The sequence below is a fragment of the Leeuwenhoekiella nanhaiensis genome, from assembly GCF_002744755.1.
Taxonomy (GTDB): Bacteria; Bacteroidota; Bacteroidia; order Flavobacteriales; family Flavobacteriaceae; genus Leeuwenhoekiella; species Leeuwenhoekiella nanhaiensis.
On record NZ_KZ319288.1, the window covers coordinates 593,054 to 608,439 of the forward strand.

The following is a 15,386-nucleotide window of genomic DNA, read 5'->3' on the forward strand; positions in this document are numbered from 1 at the left end:
TTTCCACTAAAAATACAAAAAGGCATCTCACTAATGTGGATGCCTTTCTATTTTGATGTATTTACTAATTCCTAGACCCTAAAAAATGAATCTACAAATTCAATCTTATTAAATACCTGTAAATCTTCAATACCCTCACCTACTCCAATGTATTTTACGGGAATTTGAAACTGATCACTGATACCGATAACCACGCCACCTTTCGCAGTACCGTCAAGCTTGGTAACTGCAAGCGAAGTCACTTCGGTAGCTGCCGTAAATTGTTTGGCCTGCTCAAAAGCATTTTGACCGGTAGAGCCATCTAAAACAAGTAGTACCTCATCTGGTGCATCGGCAATTACCTTTTGCATCACCCGTTTTACCTTACTCAGCTCATTCATCAGGTTTACTTTGTTGTGCAAACGTCCCGCGGTATCAATGATTACCACATCGGCATCCATTTTTACTGCACTTTGCACGGTATCGTAAGCCACGGAAGCAGGATCACTGCCCATTTGCTGCTTGATGATAGGTACATCTACCCGATCTGCCCAAATCTGAAGTTGATCAATTGCCGCCGCTCTAAAGGTATCGCCGGCTCCGAGAACTACCTTTAATCCTTTTTGTTTAAACTGGTGCGCGAGTTTACCAATGGTTGTAGTCTTACCCACACCATTAACGCCTACGACCATGATTACATAAGGTTTTTTAGCAGGAACCGAAAATTCGGTTGCATTACCGGCATTGGTTTCGCTTAGTAAACCTGCGATTTCCTCTCGCAAAATGGAGTTGAGTTCTTCGGTTCCCAGATATTTATCCTTAGCAACACGGGCTTCAATTCGGTCGATGATTTTAATAGTCGTTGCCACGCCTACGTCACTAGACACCAGTACTTCTTCCAGATCATCAAGCACTTCATCATCGACCTTACTCTTACCTGCAACGGCTTTACCCAGTTTGCTTAAAAAGTTGGTATTGGTTTTCTCCAGACCTTTGTCTAAAGTTTCCTTTTTTTCTTTGGAAAAGATATTTTTAAAAAAACTCATCGTATTCAGGATGCATTGGTTAGCTGCGCAAAGGTATTGCCTTTAAAAGGATTTTGAAATCACTAAAAGTAAATAACCTCAGGGCAAGTCACAGAAGTGTTCTAAGGAAACCTAATTCCCGTTTCTCAACACGCACCAGTCTATATACCTTTAGACGGTGCAAATCTGAAAATACAAAAAGCCGTCACACAATGTGCAACGGCTCCAGCTAAACATTTACAATGTTTTATTTTTTATCTAAAAAGTCTCCAACCATTTCTGGTGTCATTACGGCTTCTACAAACGTATAAGCACCTGTCTTAGGAGATTTTACCATTTTAATGGCTTTGGTCAAACGTTTTGAACCGGTCTGTAATGTTGCTACTGATTTCTTTGCCATGTCTTATTTTATTTCTTTGTGAACAGTCATTTTATTCAAGATTGGGTTGAATTTTTTCAACTCCATTCTATCTGGGGTGTTCTTCTTATTCTTAGTGGTAATATAACGAGAAGTTCCCGGTTTTCCGGAAGCTTTATGCTCTGTGCACTCTAAAATTACCTGTACTCTATTGCCTTTCTTTGCCATAATTCCTAATCGTTATACCGTTATTACTTAGTAAGAAAGCCTTTAGCGCGCGCTTCCTTAAGCACAGCAGTAATTCCTTTCTTATTTATATTTTTAAGAGCGGCTGTAGAAATTTTAAGTGTGATCCACTTATCTTCCTCAGGGATGTAAAAACGTTTTTTGATTAGATTGGCATCAAATTTACGCTTGGTTTTATTCATCGCGTGAGAAACATTGTTTCCTACCATTGCTTTTTTGCCCGTAAGCTCACAAACTCTTGACATGATTCTTAACTTTATAATGTGTTACTGAAAAACAGGGTGCAAATTTACAGAACTAAAACAAGTTGACCAACACAAAAGCCTAGTTTTTTAAAATTTCTTTTTGAAGCATTTCAAAAGCCTTGTTTACACTTTTTGAAATGACCCGCTCCCGTTGACTTCCCATCTTAAATTCCTGCGAAAAAACCCCATCTGGAGTGGCGATTCCTATAAAAACAGTACCCACATCTGCATCAGAATCTCCCCTGGAAGGGCCCGCATTGCCGGTTGTCGAAACGGCAAAGTCTGACTTGTACCAATTTTTAACTGCCAAAGCCATTGCTTCGGCCACAGGGGCACTCACCACGGAATGCTCGTCAATTAGCTTTTGATCGATTTTAAGCAGTTCTACCTTGCTGTGTGTGGCGTAGGTGACCATTCCGCCTTTAAAATAGCCTGAAGCTCCCGGAATAGCCGTTATAGCCGCAGCAATTTGTCCTCCGGTACAGCTTTCGGCGACAGCCAGCGTTTTATTCTTCTGTTTAAAAAGATTCCCTACTACGACCTCGATCAATTCGCCATCATCATAACCTACGATGATGTCGCCTATCAATTCCTGCAGCTTTGCGATCTGTTCACCCAATTTCTGCTCCAAAACCTCACGATCAGGACCTTTGGTAGAGAGTCGTAATCGCACTTTACCTAAAGCGGGCAGATAAGCCAATTTGATATCAGAAGGCAGATTATTCTCAAAATCCTCAATCGTGTCTGCAATCTCACTCTCCCCGCGTCCGTAAGTTTGTAAGGTTTTATGGAGGATATAGGGCCTGCTATACTCTTTCTGAAGCCGGGGAATCACCTCATCGGTCATTAAGGCTTTCATCTCAAACGGCACTCCGGGCATCGAGATGAACACGGTATCATCCATTTTCATCCACATTCCTGGGGCAGTACCATTTTGGTTCATTAAAACCGTGCAAGTACTGGGCACCAATGCCTGAGATCGGTTTGCCGGAAGCATAGGCCTGCCTACATGATGTTTAAAAATACGTTCAATATTGGCCAAAACAGACGCATCCTCAACGAGTTCATCTTTAAAGAACTCGCAAAAGGTATACTTGGTCACATCATCTTTTGTAGGCCCCAAACCACCTGTAATTAAAACTACCTGAGCGTGCTTTCTGGCCGCATTCAAGGTATCAATGATGTGCTGCTTATTATCTGAAATGGAAGAAATCTCCGAAACTTCAATGCCAATTTTATCAAGTTCTTTGGCAATAAAGGCGGAATTGGTGTCTACAATCTGGCCAATGAGAATCTCATCACCAATTGTAATGATATGTGCCTGCATTACATTTTCCAGTCTTTGCGCATCTCTTCGATGGCATCAGAAACCATTCTATTTATCGTTTCAAGCTGCGGCCTGATAGCAGATGTAGGTTTTGTGCTGTCTGCCCAACGTTCCATCGCCGAAATCTCACGAATTAAATCAATACCAAACATCTCAAGATTGGGTTTCATTTTGTGCGCAAATTGATAAGCCATACGATGATTGTCGTTGTCAATGGCCATATTCATACTTTGAAGATCTGGCGGAATTTCAGTTAGAAAGGTTTCCACAACAGTTTGCATAAATTCTTTGTCTCCACCAGACATGTCTTCCAGTTGGTAAAGGTCATAATGTTTGGGCATAATCCTGTAATTTGGGTTATTTAATAGTTACGCTAAAAAGCTCCTGATCTTCCAGAAAGCCTGTCAAACGATCATTTATGGCGACAGGTCCTACTCCAGCCGGTGTTCCGGTGAAGAGGACGTCTCCTATTTTTAAAGTCATAAACCTGGAAACGTGCGCAATAAGCGTCGCGATATCGTATATCATATCACCGGTATTTCCATGTTGTACAATTTCATCATTTTTTTTCAAATGAAAATTGATATTATTCAAATCTTTGAATTTTTCCTTGGGAAGCCAGGATCCTATGACTGCAGAACCGTCAAAACCTTTGGCTTTTTCCCAGGGATGTCCTTTCTCTTTACAGCTGCGTTGCAGGTCACGTGCCGTAAAATCAATCCCCAGACCAATCTCATCATAGTATTTATGAGCAAATTTAGGCTCAATGTATTTGCCAAGGCGATTGATGCGTATAAGCACTTCAACCTCATAATGTACTTCGTTAGTAAACTCGGGTATTACAAAAGGATGTTTGTTGAGCAGTATCGCAGAATCCGGCTTTAGAAAAAACAAGGGCTCGCCTGCCGGTTTACTATTAAGCTCCTTAACGTGCTCGTTATAATTCTGCCCGATGCAAATGATTTTCATAAACTAATCTGTAAACGTTACTTTAAATGCGGGAGCCGGAAATTTACCCTCTAATGTACTCCCTTTGGTGTTGAGCAAATTTACAGGTTTCCAGCCATCAATACTTCGGTAAAAAGAACGCTGATTTTTTTCGTTAGCATACGTTTCAACACCCTTAAAAACAGGACCGTACCGCTTCAATTCATACATCGTCACGGCAGCAGTATCATTCACGCGAACCGGTACGGTTTCAATAAAAGCATTTTCTTCAATAAAAAGATGCTCTACCGCAATAAATATTCCCTCCTCGGGAACCTGTAAACGGTAAGGGGTTAAATCAATCTTTAACTTTCGCTGGTCTTCGCTGCGCGAAAGAATTTTATTTGTACTTAACAAATCCTCTCCCGGTATGCCGTCTTTTCCTACCTCGAGAACGCGCAATCTAAATTTCCCGGCAGGATTGAGTGTTCCATAAACCTGATAGAACTGCACCTCTACCTCTTCAAGAAAACAAAACGCATCAAAATCCTGTGGTTTACTGTAAAACCGGGCCAACGCAGAAGGGTAAGCACCTCCACTAAAATTACCCAGACCCACAATGCGTTTACCTCTAAATGAGTTTACCCGTTTGCGATTATCACCTCGAATAGGCTGAATTCTTACTTCGTCAAGTTCATCTGTTGATTTTTCTAACGAAACTGTGCTGTTCATAAGCTTTTGTACCGTTAGGGTATCCCGCTTATAACCAACACAACTCAACACTACCAACTTTTCTAACAGCGCCCGGTCTACGGAAAAACTTAATTTTCCCTGCGCCGTTGCCGATGTTCCTTTTTTGAGGTTTACAAACCACAAATTCACATACGGTATTCCCTGCTGAGATTCGGCATCGATTATCTGAGCCTGAACCTCAAGCTTTTGAGCCTGAAGCCCAAAGGTAAAGACGAGTAAAATTAGGATAGTAAGCCGAAAACGCATCGTTATCCAAGCTTGGTATTGAGTTTTCGCAATTTGATGCCGGTAAGCACTTTTTTGGTATAGAGCGGAAAATCGGCATTTTGAATCCAGCCAAAATAACCCGGTTCATTTTCAAGCACGTCTTCCACTTTTTTCCCTTTGTGTTTTCCAAAGGAAAAAACCTCTTCTCCTTCCTTATTAAAGGCAATGAAACCCGCAAAATCGGCAAATTTCTTACGCGCGCTAAATTCCGCCAGGCTCTTCATATTGTTTTCCAAATCTTCGTAACGATCCAGCTGTGCTTTGAGCACCTCATAAGTTGCGATTGTATCTGCCTCTGCACTGTGTGCGTCATCCAGATTTTGATCGCAATAAAACTTGTATGCCGCACTCAGCGTACGTTGCTCCATTTTATGGAAAATGGTCTGCACGTCAATCGCGTTTCGGTTTTTCATATCAAAATCAATATCAGCCCGAAGCATTTCTTCAGCCAATAAGGGGATATCAAAACGATTGGAATTGAAACCGGCCAGATCTGAATCTTTAATCAGATTGTTAATCTCGTTTGCCAATTCTTTAAAGGTGGGCTTATCTGCCACATCCTCATCTTTTATGCCGTGTACCGCAGTAGTTTCAGGAGGAATAGGAATTGTGGGGTTTACCAGCCAGGTATGCTTTTCTTCTTTTCCGTTAGGGAAAACTTTTAAAACTGAAATTTCTACAATTCGATCATTTGCAACATTGACTCCGGTAGTTTCCAGGTCAAAAAAACAAATAGGTCTGGAGAGGTTTAAATTCATAGATAAGGTTGTTTCTGCAAAAGTACGGTTAACCGAATTAAACTACCCAGCTATCTACTAAAAAACGAACTTCAGCATGCTTTTCGATCCAAATAACTCTGCTAAAAACTTCAAATGAAATTAAAGCGGTTTATTTATATTGCACTATGATCAAGTATATTGTGTACTTAAGTGACCAAAGTCACATTATGAAAGATGCCGACCTGGAACTGCTTTTGAAGAATTCTCGCAGAAAAAATGAGCGTGCTTCTATCACGGGTATTTTAATACATATCGAAAGTAGATTTATTCAATATATCGAAGGACCTGAAGAAAAGCTGAACAGTCTGTATGAAAAGATCATTAAAGATCCCAGACATACTAATCTCATTCTGGTGGGGGAAGGTTATATTGAAAAAAATGCATTTGCCACATGGAATATGGCTTACCGCAAACTTAATAAGCAAGCCCTTGAAAGCTTTACAGACACCCCAGATCCTAAAGCAGGATTTCTGCTAGCCGGGATTGAAGCTAAGAACAAGGCAATTCCTGAATTAAAGTTAATTCAGGAATTGATTAAAACTTACAATTAAACCTGACGGTCACTATCCCAGTCCTCCAGATACTGCGCAACGCGCTGTACGAACTGGCCGCCCAATGCGCCATTAACTACACGATGATCATAACTGTGCGATAAAAACATTTTGTGGCGAATGCCTATAAAATCTCCTTCGGGGGTTTCTATGACCGCAGGAACTTTACGAATGGCTCCTAAAGCCAAAATACCTACCTGTGGCTGATTAATAATAGGAGTTCCCATAATACTGCCAAAGGTTCCCACGTTAGTAACCGTATAGGTTCCACCCTGAGTATCATCGGGCTTAAGTTTACCATTTCGCGCACGGTTTGCCAGGTCATTAACCGCTTTGGCCATTCCTACCAGATTGAGCTGATCTGCGTTACGAATAACAGGAACAATGAGGTTTCCATCAGGTAAAGCCGCGGCCATTCCCAGATTAATATTTTTACGCTTTATAACGCGGTCACCGTCTACTGAAATATTGATCATTGGAAAATCACGGATGGCTTTTGCTACCGCTTCCATAAAAATCGGGGTAAAGGTCAGCTTCTCCCCTTCCCGCTTTTGGAACTCATTCTTAACCCGCTCTCTCCATTTTACAATCGCCGTTACATCTACCTCAATAAACGACTGTACGTGTGCTGAAGTTTGTACAGAAGCAACCATATGCTTCGCGATCATTTTACCCATACGGCTCATCTCGATGATCTCGTCACCTCCATTTACGCTAACCGGTGCAGCCTGAGTCTGAGCTGCAGGCTTCGATTCGGTTTTAGGTTGCACAGGTTGTTTAGTTTCCGGTTTTTTACCGGATTTACGTTCTTCCACGTAAGCCAGAATATCGTCTTTAGTAACCCGACCTTCAAGACCTGTTCCGTTAACCGTATCTAATTCTTCCTGTGAAATACCTTCCTGCTGAGCTATATTCTTGACCAATGGTGAGTAAAAGCGATCTTCTGAATTGGAAATCGATGGTTTTGAAGCTGCTTCCATGGCTTTGTTTACCATGGCTTCTGCTTCTTCTACCTCATTACTCTTAGGCTCTTCATTTTGTTGTTGATTAGTTTCTGAAGATTCCTGCTCCGGTTCAGAATTGCTTTCGGAAGGAGCATCCTCACCGTCAATCTCGATAATCGCCAGTGTTTCACCCACTTTAACCACATCATCAGCCTCGTAAAACTTTTCAACCAAAGTACCCGAAACTTCACTGGGAACCTCGCTATCTACCTTATCTGTGGCAATCTCAACAACGGGTTCATCAAGTTCAATGGTATCCCCAACTTCTTTGAGCCAATTAGTCACTGTAGCTTCAGCAACACTTTCTCCCATTTTGGGTAACTTAAGTTCAAATTTTGCCATATTATTAATAGAAAAGTTTCTGGTTGATATATTTTGCGAATTTAATAAAAATAAACAGATATATTTTTGAAATAATCAATCATACCCATTTTTCTACTTCACCGCGTCCGGCTGCAGAATCGCTGCCGCAGCTAAAATTACAATTTGAAGGGCGTATGCGAAATGTATTTTGACGGTTTTTTAACCCTTGCATAGCTTCAAGAATCTGAGCGATCGTGCTTCCCTCAAGATCAAAAACAAAACGGGAAGCTGTCCATTTATCAGAATGACAAGAGGCTAGCTCATTCCATTTAAGGGCAACAGCCTTTTCTTTCAATGCGTCAGGCGGGTAATTGGTATCGCTTACCCAATAGTGCTTGTCAAAACCCGGTTTTGAATTTTGATCAGGTTTAGCTTTATCATAAGTATAACTGATACCGTTTACTACCAAACTCAGAGCCCGATCAACAAGCCTACTGTTATGAAAATGCTTTCCGGCAAAAAAACGCATGGCGCCGTAGAACCTTTTTGCATATTCCCGGTCTTTAACCGTGCTCTCCCCTTTAAAATGCAAAACAGTTGTAGAGCCTAAATAGTAATTTTCGTAACCTTTTTGCGTGATGGAATAACTCAAATCAATGTCTTCACCGTACATAAAAAAACGCTCATCAAAACCACCCACCTCTTCATAGACCTGTTTCTTCAAAAACATAAAAGCACCTACCAGAACCGCAACTTTTCCGGTATCTGTTTCCGCGAGATTTGTAGCATAGTACGATTTACCATTACCCAATAATTTCTGTAAACTCACTTTGGGTGTGGTCAAATTGCGCTTACTTTCAGGGAGAAAGTTACCGGTACCGTCAATCAGTCGTACGCCCACAGCTCCAATTTGTTTTTTGCCTTCGGCGAAAGCTAAAACATTATGAAAACAGGATTCCGGCACCAGCGTATCGGGATTTAAAATGCAAATATATTTTCCGGAGGCTGCTGCAACTCCCTGATTATTGGCTTTAGAAAAGCCAACATTTTCAGTATTTGCAATCCATTTTACCTCAGGAAAGGCTGATTGAACCATCTCAGCTGTAGCGTCCCCCGAAGCGTTGTCTACAACAATAATTTCAGAATCGATATCGGTAAGAGCACCTGTGACGCTTTCGAGGCAGAGCTGCAGGTAATGCGGCACCTTGTAGCTCACAATAATTACCGAAAGCCGCATGAATTAATTTTTAAGTGAATTTTCAAACGGGATACGGTGCAAAATACTGCGACCCAAAGTCACCTCATCTGCATACTCCAGCTCGTCACCCACTGCTATTCCGCGGGCAATTGTAGAAGTTTTGATACCAAATTCTTCCAGTTGCCGATAAATATAAAAATTGGTGGTATCACCCTCCATCGTTGAACTCAAGGCAAAAATAACCTCTTCAACTCCACCAGATTTTACTTTTTCTTTTAAAGACTGAATGGTCAAATCCTGAGGCCCTACCCCATCTAATGGAGATATCTTTCCGCCCAAAACGTGATAATGACCGCGATACTGACTCGTGTTCTCGATAGCCATTACATCGCGCACATCTTCAACCACACAGACTATTGAAGCCTCCCTGTTAGGGTTGGCACAAATCTCACAGAGTTCGGTATCTGAGATGTTATGGCAGTTTTTGCAGAATTTGATCCCGGTACGCAGATTGGTCAGTGCTTCGGCAAGTTGCAGGGTTTGGTTTTCATTTTGACGCAACAGGTGTAATACCAGTCGTAAAGCGGTGCGCTTACCAATGCCAGGCAATTGCGACATCTCGTAAACGGCCTGCTCCAATAATTTTGATGAAAAATCCATAGGTTAAAGGTAAGAAAGATTTTAAGCTCGTAAACTTAACAAAAACACAAGCTTAACCTTGCAAGGCTTCTCTCCAATGTCTTATTGAGTAATTAAAGGTTTTTTGAATCTTTGAATTATCCAAAACGCTATATCGAGGGCGAGTTGCCGCTGTAGGATATTGATTGCTGCTTACCGGGACGACAGCTGTCTTCAGAGCATTTTGATCAATTATGGCACACGCAAAGTCATACCAGGTTGCCTGCCCTGAGTTTACAAAATGATAGATTCCCGAATTCTCACGATCAAGCTTCGATAAATTCTCAAGTATAAATCGCGCTAGGTCCAAAGCCTGAGTAGGTGCTCCCGTCTGATCGTTTACCACACCGAGTTCGTCTCGGGTTTGCGCCAGATTAAGAATGGTTTTATAAAAATTCTTCCCGTAAATACTATACAACCAGGCGGTGCGTATAAGCCAAAATGCCGGTAATGCTGCTTGTTGAATGGCTAATTCTCCTGCTAATTTTGACCTGCCGTAAGCAGTTTGAGGCGCTGTTGGATCGGTTTCCAGATAAGGCTGGTCTGATTTGCCATCAAAAACATAATCTGTTGAAATATGAATGAGTTTGATACCTTTTTCGGCGCAAAGTTTAGCAAGGTTTGCCACCCCCAGATGATTTATGGCAAAAGCCTGTTCCGTTTCAGTCTCTGCAAGATCAACCTGTGTATATGCCGCGGTGTTGATGACTATATCAGAATTCGTTTCATCTAAAACCCTGTTTATTGAATCGCTATCTGTTATATCAAGCGCTTTTCGATCTTTAAAATAAAAGGCGTAGTCAAAATCTGCCATCACGTGTTTTATGCACTGTGCAAGCTGGCCTCCGGCTCCGGTAATCAATACGGAAAGTTGCTCGCTAGCCATACATTTTTTCTAATACCTTTTTGAGATCAAGACCTGCCTGATCTTTAGGCGAAAGTTTAAGCCCTTCAAGTTTGGGCCATTCGATCTGAATATCTGAATCGTCGTAGCGCAAAGTCAATTCAGCCTGCGGATTGTAATAATTATCGCAGCTGTAGGTAAACAGGGTATCTTCCTCAAGTACCAGAAAACCGTGAGCCATACCCCGCGGAACATAAAGTTGTCGCTGATTCTCCCCACTCAATTCGACACTGTAATAGTTGCCAAAAGTAGGTTCACCCCTGCGCAGATCTACCACCACATCAAGTACTTTGCCTTTAAGAATATGGACCAATTTTGCCTGAGCAGCTTCACCAATTTGCAGGTGCATACCGCGCAAGACGTTATTTGTGGATTTAGATTGATTCTGTTGAACAAAAACAGTATCAATCCCGGTTGATTTTTTGAATTCCTTTGCATTAAAAGCTTCAAAAAAATAACCTCTTTGATCCTGAAAAATGTCGGGCTCTATGAGCCAAAGATCTTTAAATCCGGTCTCAATAAACTGCATTAAACTAATGTTTTTAGGTAGTTTCCGTAAGGAGAATTGCCGTACTTATCAGCCAGATTTTTCAACTGACCGGCATTAATATAGTGCATTAAAAAAGCGACTTCTTCAATACACCCGATTTTAAATTGCTGACGGTGCTCAATAGCGCGTACAAAATCTGTGGCTTCGTTTAAAGAATCAATGGTACCGGTATCAAACCAGGTCATCCCACGGCTCATAACCGCAACCTGAAGTTCTTCGAGCTCCAAATAGCGCTGTTGAATACTGGTGATTTCCTTTTCGCCTCTGGCGGAAGGCTTCACCTCTTTAGCAAAGTCAACCACACGATTATCAAAGAAATACAGGCCGGGAATCGCGTATTTTGACTTTGGATGCTCCGGTTTTTCTTCAACAGAAATCGCTTTTCCGTCCTCGTCAAATTCCACGACTCCGTATCGATTCGGATCCTTTACAGGATAAGCGAAAATAGATCCGCCGGTCAAATGGGTTTGCTGCTGAAGCATTTTACTCAGACCGTTTCCATAGAAAATATTGTCCCCTAAGACCAGCGCTACGGAGTCCTGACCTATAAATTGAGCCCCAATGATAAAAGCTTCTGCAAGACCGTTAGGCTCATGTTGCACTTCGTAACTAAAGCTGCAACCAAGGGCAGTACCATCGCCCAGTAGGTTTTTAAAGGCTTGTTGATCCTGAGGAGTAGTGATGATCAGAATTTCCCGAATACCTGCCAACATCAATGTAGATAGTGGATAGTAAATCATAGGTTTATCATAAACCGGAAGCAATTGCTTACTTACCGCCACGGTGAGCGGATATAATCGGGTTCCCGAACCTCCTGCCAAAATGATTCCTTTCATCAATTAAAATTTGTTATCTACAAATTACTTTTCTAAATAATGCGCTGCATAATATTCCCGATAGGCGCCACTGGTTACTCCCTGAAGCCAAACGGGGTTTGCAAGATACCAATCTACAGTTAAACGCAAGCCTTCTTCGAAAGTAACGGAAGGTTTCCAGTTTAAATCCCTGTTTATTTTGGTTGCATCAATCGCATAGCGCTTATCGTGACCGGGACGGTCTTTTACATAGGTTATAAGCTTAGCTGAGCTTCCTTCCGGTCTGTTGAGCTTTTCATCCATTACCCGACACAACAGCTTAACCAGGTCAATATTCTTCCACTCATTAAAACCGCCTATGTTGCAAGTCTCTCCCGTTTTACCGGAGTCAAAAAGCAGTTCTATTGCACGCGCGTGATCAAGTACATAGAGCCAGTCTCTCGTGTAATTTCCGTCGCCATAAACCGGTAACGACTTATTTTCAATGCAATTATTGATAAATAGCGGTATTAATTTTTCGGGAAACTGATTAGGCCCGTAATTATTACTGCAATTACTTATTATATACGGAAGTTTATAGGTTTCGCCGTAGGCGCGCACAAAATGATCTGAACTTGCCTTTGAAGCTGAATAGGGTGAATTGGGATCATAGGTAGTAGTTTCAGTAAACAACCCGTTTTCGCCCAAAGAGCCGTAAACTTCATCAGTACTAACGTGGTAAAACAGATTATTGGCATAGGGAGCCTCCCAAAACTTTAAACAGGCATTGAGAAGATTTACGGTCCCCTGCACATTGGTTTTTACAAAAGCCAGAGGATCTTTGATCGAGCGGTCTACATGAGACTCTGCCGCTAAGTGAATAACCCGGTCAAAATTATGGGCCGCAAAAAGAGCTTCCAGCTTATCGGCATCGGTGATGTCTGCTTTTAAAAACTGATAATTGTCAGCATCTTCAAGGTCTTTTAAATTTTCCAAATTACCGGCATAAGTCAATGCATCCAGATTAAAAATCACATCTTCAGGCCGGTTGTTTACAAACAGGCGTACAACATGAGAACCTATAAAACCCGCTCCTCCTGTGATTAAAATATTCATAATCTGACTTTTAAATGCTCTAAAATACGCTGAGCGGCTTTCCCGTCACCATAGGGATTGTAGGCTTTGCTCATCGTATGGTAATGTTCTTCATTATCTAGCAAAGTTAAGATACCTTGTCTCAATTTGTCGGGATTTGTACCGGTAAGTAGTACTGTACCGGCTTCTACAGCTTCAGGTCGCTCTGTGGTGTCGCGTGTGACGAGTACCGGTTTCCCCAGTCCGGGTGCCTCCTCCTGAACCCCGCCGCTATCAGTAACTATTAGATAGGACTGGTTCATGAGCCATACAAAATCAGGATATTGCAACGGCTCGATCAATGAGCAATTGTCAAGAGCTCCCAAAATATCAAAAACGGTATTTTTTACATTGGGATTGAGATGAACGGGGTAGACTAAATGAATATCAGGACGCTCCCGGGCTAAAATTTTTAAAGCTTCACATATACGCTTCATCCCATCGCCAAAATTTTCCCGGCGATGACCTGTGATTAAAATGATCTTTTTATCCTGAAATGGAATCGATTCTGAAAAATTCGGCTTTAGCGTTTCCACCTTTTTAACCGTGAGCTGCAAGGCATCTATCACCGTGTTTCCGGTGACAAAAATCTGTTCGACGGCTATCCCTTCAGCCTTCAAATTAGCGGAGGCTCTCGCTGTAGGTGCAAAATGGAAATCTGCAATTCGACCTGTGATTTGACGGTTTAATTCCTCAGGAAAAGGAGATTGTTTATTGAAGGTACGCAGACCGGCTTCTATATGCGCAACTTTACAACCCGCATAAAAGGCAGCAAGACTAGTCGCCATAGTTGTAGTGGTATCACCGTGAACACAGACTAAATCAGGCTTAAAATCTGCTAAGGGTTCTTTAAGCGCGGTGAGAATTCGGGCTGTAAGATCAAACAGATCCTGATTTTTACGCATCAAATCCAGATCATAATCTGCGTTAAGTTCAAAAAAATCAAGAACCTGATCAAGCATTTCGCGGTGCTGGGCGGTTAGACAAACTCGAGTCTCAAAAACCGCATCCGTCTGAAAAAGCCGAATTACAGGAGCGAGTTTAATAGCTTCCGGACGTGTTCCAAAAACAAATAAAACTTTCTTTCGGCCTTTATAATCTGCCATCGACTCCCTCTTTATAAAAACCCTTCACGTCATAAACAACGGCGTTTTCGGCTTTCAATTCTTCGAGATTTAAATCTATAAACTCCGAATGACTTACCGCAAGTACTATGGCTGAATACTTTTTACCCTCCAGATTTGGTATTAAATCGTAGCCGTACTCCTCACGAACTAATGCTGCATCTGCCTGCGGATCGTAAACCGAAACCCTCGCGCCATATTCTTCCAAATCCCGAATAATGTCAACCACACGGGTGTTGCGTACATCCGGACAGTTTTCTTTAAAAGTTATCCCCAAAACCAAAATGGCACTATCCTTAAGTCTGATATCTCGTTGCGCCATCAGTTTTACCACCTGAGATGCTATATACGTTCCCATACTGTCATTGAGGCGTCTGCCTGCAAGAATGATCTCAGGATGATATCCCACCTGCTTGGCTTTCTGTGCTAAATAATAGGGGTCGACACCTATGCAATGTCCGCCTACCAAACCGGGTTTAAAGGGGAGAAAATTCCATTTGGTGCCCGCAGCTTCCAGCACCTGCTGGGTGTCTATTTCGAGAAGATTAAAAATCTTTGCCAGTTCATTTACAAAGGCAATATTGATATCACGCTGGGAATTTTCGATCACTTTAGCGGCTTCGGCTACTTTGATTGAAGCAGCTTTATAAGTACCGGCACTTATGACAGAAGCATAAAGGTTATCTACCAGATCTGCCGTAGCCGCGTCTGAGCCTGAGGTCACTTTTCGAATTTTATCTACAGTATGCGTTTTATCCCCGGGATTGATACGCTCCGGAGAATACCCCGCAAAAAAATCAACATTAAACTGAAGTCCTGAATTTTCTTCAAGAATGGGGATACAAACTTCTTCGGTAACGCCCGGATAAACCGTAGACTCGTAAATCACCACGTCGCTCTTTTTAAGATGAGCTGCAACAGTTTTACTGGCATTGATTAAGGGGCTTAAATCCGGATTGTTGTTGTGATCTATAGGCGTGGGTACGGTAACGATAAAAACGGTAACTGTTTTAAGTTCGTCTGGATTTGAAGTACAAAAAAGACCATTTCCGCTTGAATTCTGCGCTTTTAAAACCGCTTTGAGTTGCTCAGGATCGACTTCTCCGGTATGATCATTTCCGTTTTGCAGATCTGCGACACGTTCCTTTTTAAGGTCAAAACCTACCACATCGTATTGTGTTGCAAAAAGCCGCGCCAGCGGAAGACCCACATATCCCAGGCCGATAACCCCAATTTTCAT

General features: G+C 42.0%; 19 protein-coding genes. 1 reads left to right on the forward strand and 18 read right to left on the reverse strand.

The window, feature by feature from the left end; all coding sequences use genetic code 11:
- Positions 1-71 precede the first annotated feature (71 nt).
- From ftsY to CJ305_RS06380, 9 genes are all read right to left on the reverse strand, one after another.
- Positions 72-1,025 carry a signal recognition particle-docking protein FtsY gene (ftsY, locus tag CJ305_RS06340; protein ID WP_099645398.1) on the reverse strand — a complete coding sequence of 318 codons (954 nt, stop codon included), beginning with the start codon at positions 1,023-1,025 and terminating at the stop codon, positions 72-74.
- A 226-nt stretch (positions 1,026-1,251) separates the two neighbouring features.
- Complete coding sequence (locus CJ305_RS06345; RefSeq protein ID WP_099645399.1) at positions 1,252-1,404, reverse strand: DUF4295 domain-containing protein; 153 nt, start codon at positions 1,402-1,404, stop codon at positions 1,252-1,254.
- A gap of 3 nt (positions 1,405-1,407) precedes the next feature.
- The gene (gene rpmG, locus CJ305_RS06350) at positions 1,408-1,590 is read right to left on the reverse strand and encodes a 50S ribosomal protein L33 (RefSeq protein ID WP_028375871.1); all 183 of its coding nucleotides are present in this window, start codon (positions 1,588-1,590) and stop codon (positions 1,408-1,410) included.
- A 23-nt stretch (positions 1,591-1,613) separates the two neighbouring features.
- Positions 1,614-1,853: a 50S ribosomal protein L28 gene (rpmB, locus tag CJ305_RS06355; protein WP_009780710.1), complete on the reverse strand. Its 240-nt coding sequence runs from the start codon at positions 1,851-1,853 to the stop codon at positions 1,614-1,616.
- A gap of 79 nt (positions 1,854-1,932) precedes the next feature.
- Positions 1,933-3,180 carry a competence/damage-inducible protein A gene (locus tag CJ305_RS06360; RefSeq protein ID WP_099645400.1) on the reverse strand — a complete coding sequence of 416 codons (1,248 nt, stop codon included), beginning with the start codon at positions 3,178-3,180 and terminating at the stop codon, positions 1,933-1,935.
- On the reverse strand, positions 3,180-3,521 hold the full coding sequence (locus CJ305_RS06365) for an Hpt domain-containing protein (protein WP_099645401.1): 342 nt from the start codon (positions 3,519-3,521) through the stop codon (positions 3,180-3,182). The genes CJ305_RS06360 and CJ305_RS06365 overlap by 1 nt, the downstream gene beginning before the upstream one ends.
- A 16-nt stretch (positions 3,522-3,537) precedes the next feature.
- Positions 3,538-4,149 (reverse strand): fumarylacetoacetate hydrolase family protein, encoded by a 612-nt coding sequence (locus tag CJ305_RS06370; protein WP_099645402.1) that lies wholly within the window; start codon positions 4,147-4,149, stop codon positions 3,538-3,540.
- A 3-nt stretch (positions 4,150-4,152) separates the two neighbouring features.
- The gene (locus tag CJ305_RS06375) at positions 4,153-5,106 is read right to left on the reverse strand and encodes a carboxypeptidase-like regulatory domain-containing protein (RefSeq protein ID WP_099645403.1); all 954 of its coding nucleotides are present in this window, start codon (positions 5,104-5,106) and stop codon (positions 4,153-4,155) included.
- A 2-nt stretch (positions 5,107-5,108) separates the two neighbouring features.
- A complete protein-coding gene (locus CJ305_RS06380; protein WP_099645404.1) occupies positions 5,109-5,885 on the reverse strand; it encodes a 3'-5' exonuclease in 777 nt (258 codons plus the stop codon).
- Positions 5,886-6,031: 146 nt separating this feature from the next.
- On the opposite strand from CJ305_RS06380, the gene CJ305_RS06385 reads away from it, so the two are divergent.
- On the forward strand, positions 6,032-6,457 hold the full coding sequence (locus tag CJ305_RS06385) for a BLUF domain-containing protein (RefSeq protein WP_099645405.1): 426 nt from the start codon (positions 6,032-6,034) through the stop codon (positions 6,455-6,457).
- On the opposite strand, the gene CJ305_RS06390 is transcribed toward CJ305_RS06385, so the two are convergent.
- From CJ305_RS06390 to CJ305_RS06430, 9 genes are all read right to left on the reverse strand, one after another.
- Positions 6,454-7,803, reverse strand: a complete 1,350-nt coding sequence (locus CJ305_RS06390; RefSeq protein WP_099645406.1) for a dihydrolipoamide acetyltransferase family protein — start codon at positions 7,801-7,803, stop codon at positions 6,454-6,456. The two genes, CJ305_RS06385 and CJ305_RS06390, sit on opposite strands and share 4 nt — an antisense overlap.
- Positions 7,804-7,882: 79 nt before the next feature.
- On the reverse strand, positions 7,883-9,001 hold the full coding sequence (locus CJ305_RS06395; protein ID WP_099645407.1) for a glycosyltransferase family 2 protein: 1,119 nt from the start codon (positions 8,999-9,001) through the stop codon (positions 7,883-7,885).
- Between the two features lie 3 nt (positions 9,002-9,004).
- Positions 9,005-9,622: a recombination mediator RecR gene (gene recR, locus CJ305_RS06400; RefSeq protein WP_099645408.1), complete on the reverse strand. Its 618-nt coding sequence runs from the start codon at positions 9,620-9,622 to the stop codon at positions 9,005-9,007.
- A 52-nt stretch (positions 9,623-9,674) separates the two neighbouring features.
- Positions 9,675-10,526 (reverse strand): dTDP-4-dehydrorhamnose reductase, encoded by an 852-nt coding sequence (gene rfbD, locus CJ305_RS06405; RefSeq protein WP_099645409.1) that lies wholly within the window; start codon positions 10,524-10,526, stop codon positions 9,675-9,677.
- Positions 10,519-11,073, reverse strand: coding sequence for a dTDP-4-dehydrorhamnose 3,5-epimerase (gene rfbC, locus CJ305_RS06410; RefSeq protein WP_099645410.1), 555 nt, complete (start codon positions 11,071-11,073; stop codon positions 10,519-10,521). Before rfbC ends, rfbD begins: the two co-directional genes overlap by 8 nt.
- The gene (gene rfbA, locus CJ305_RS06415; RefSeq protein WP_099645411.1) at positions 11,073-11,930 is read right to left on the reverse strand and encodes a glucose-1-phosphate thymidylyltransferase RfbA; all 858 of its coding nucleotides are present in this window, start codon (positions 11,928-11,930) and stop codon (positions 11,073-11,075) included. The genes rfbC and rfbA overlap by 1 nt, the downstream gene beginning before the upstream one ends.
- A 24-nt stretch (positions 11,931-11,954) precedes the next feature.
- Complete coding sequence (rfbB, locus tag CJ305_RS06420; protein WP_099645412.1) at positions 11,955-13,004, reverse strand: dTDP-glucose 4,6-dehydratase; 1,050 nt, start codon at positions 13,002-13,004, stop codon at positions 11,955-11,957.
- Positions 13,001-14,128 carry a non-hydrolyzing UDP-N-acetylglucosamine 2-epimerase gene (gene wecB, locus CJ305_RS06425; protein WP_099645413.1) on the reverse strand — a complete coding sequence of 376 codons (1,128 nt, stop codon included), beginning with the start codon at positions 14,126-14,128 and terminating at the stop codon, positions 13,001-13,003. Before wecB ends, rfbB begins: the two co-directional genes overlap by 4 nt.
- The gene (locus CJ305_RS06430) at positions 14,115-15,386 is read right to left on the reverse strand and encodes a nucleotide sugar dehydrogenase (RefSeq protein ID WP_099645414.1); all 1,272 of its coding nucleotides are present in this window, start codon (positions 15,384-15,386) and stop codon (positions 14,115-14,117) included. Before CJ305_RS06430 ends, wecB begins: the two co-directional genes overlap by 14 nt.

What these genes read in the sequence shown, in the direction of transcription:
- rpmG (WP_028375871.1), bottom strand. Translation starts at nt 1,590, where the DNA reads ATGGCAAAGAAAGGCAATAGAGTACAGGTAATTTTAGAGTGCACAGAG.
- CJ305_RS06390 (WP_099645406.1), bottom strand. Translation starts at nt 7,803, where the DNA reads ATGGCAAAATTTGAACTTAAGTTACCCAAAATGGGAGAAAGTGTTGCT.
- wecB (WP_099645413.1), bottom strand. Translation starts at nt 14,128, where the DNA reads ATGGCAGATTATAAAGGCCGAAAGAAAGTTTTATTTGTTTTTGGAACA.
- rfbC (WP_099645410.1), bottom strand. Translation starts at nt 11,073, where the DNA reads ATGCAGTTTATTGAGACCGGATTTAAAGATCTTTGGCTCATAGAGCCC.
- CJ305_RS06380 (WP_099645404.1), bottom strand. Translation starts at nt 5,885, where the DNA reads ATGAATTTAAACCTCTCCAGACCTATTTGTTTTTTTGACCTGGAAACT.
- CJ305_RS06345 (WP_099645399.1), bottom strand. Translation starts at nt 1,404, where the DNA reads ATGGCAAAGAAATCAGTAGCAACATTACAGACCGGTTCAAAACGTTTG.
- CJ305_RS06370 (WP_099645402.1), bottom strand. Translation starts at nt 4,149, where the DNA reads ATGAAAATCATTTGCATCGGGCAGAATTATAACGAGCACGTTAAGGAG.
- CJ305_RS06395 (WP_099645407.1), bottom strand. Translation starts at nt 9,001, where the DNA reads ATGCGGCTTTCGGTAATTATTGTGAGCTACAAGGTGCCGCATTACCTG.
- CJ305_RS06365 (WP_099645401.1), bottom strand. Translation starts at nt 3,521, where the DNA reads ATGCCCAAACATTATGACCTTTACCAACTGGAAGACATGTCTGGTGGA.
- CJ305_RS06375 (WP_099645403.1), bottom strand. Translation starts at nt 5,106, where the DNA reads ATGCGTTTTCGGCTTACTATCCTAATTTTACTCGTCTTTACCTTTGGG.
- rpmB (WP_009780710.1), bottom strand. Translation starts at nt 1,853, where the DNA reads ATGTCAAGAGTTTGTGAGCTTACGGGCAAAAAAGCAATGGTAGGAAAC.
- rfbD (WP_099645409.1), bottom strand. Translation starts at nt 10,526, where the DNA reads ATGGCTAGCGAGCAACTTTCCGTATTGATTACCGGAGCCGGAGGCCAG.
- ftsY (WP_099645398.1), bottom strand. Translation starts at nt 1,025, where the DNA reads ATGAGTTTTTTTAAAAATATCTTTTCCAAAGAAAAAAAGGAAACTTTA.
- CJ305_RS06430 (WP_099645414.1), bottom strand. Translation starts at nt 15,386, where the DNA reads ATGAAAATTGGGGTTATCGGCCTGGGATATGTGGGTCTTCCGCTGGCG.
- CJ305_RS06360 (WP_099645400.1), bottom strand. Translation starts at nt 3,180, where the DNA reads ATGCAGGCACATATCATTACAATTGGTGATGAGATTCTCATTGGCCAG.
- rfbA (WP_099645411.1), bottom strand. Translation starts at nt 11,930, where the DNA reads ATGAAAGGAATCATTTTGGCAGGAGGTTCGGGAACCCGATTATATCCG.
- CJ305_RS06385 (WP_099645405.1), top strand. Translation starts at nt 6,032, where the DNA reads ATGATCAAGTATATTGTGTACTTAAGTGACCAAAGTCACATTATGAAA.
- rfbB (WP_099645412.1), bottom strand. Translation starts at nt 13,004, where the DNA reads ATGAATATTTTAATCACAGGAGGAGCGGGTTTTATAGGTTCTCATGTT.
- recR (WP_099645408.1), bottom strand. Translation starts at nt 9,622, where the DNA reads ATGGATTTTTCATCAAAATTATTGGAGCAGGCCGTTTACGAGATGTCG.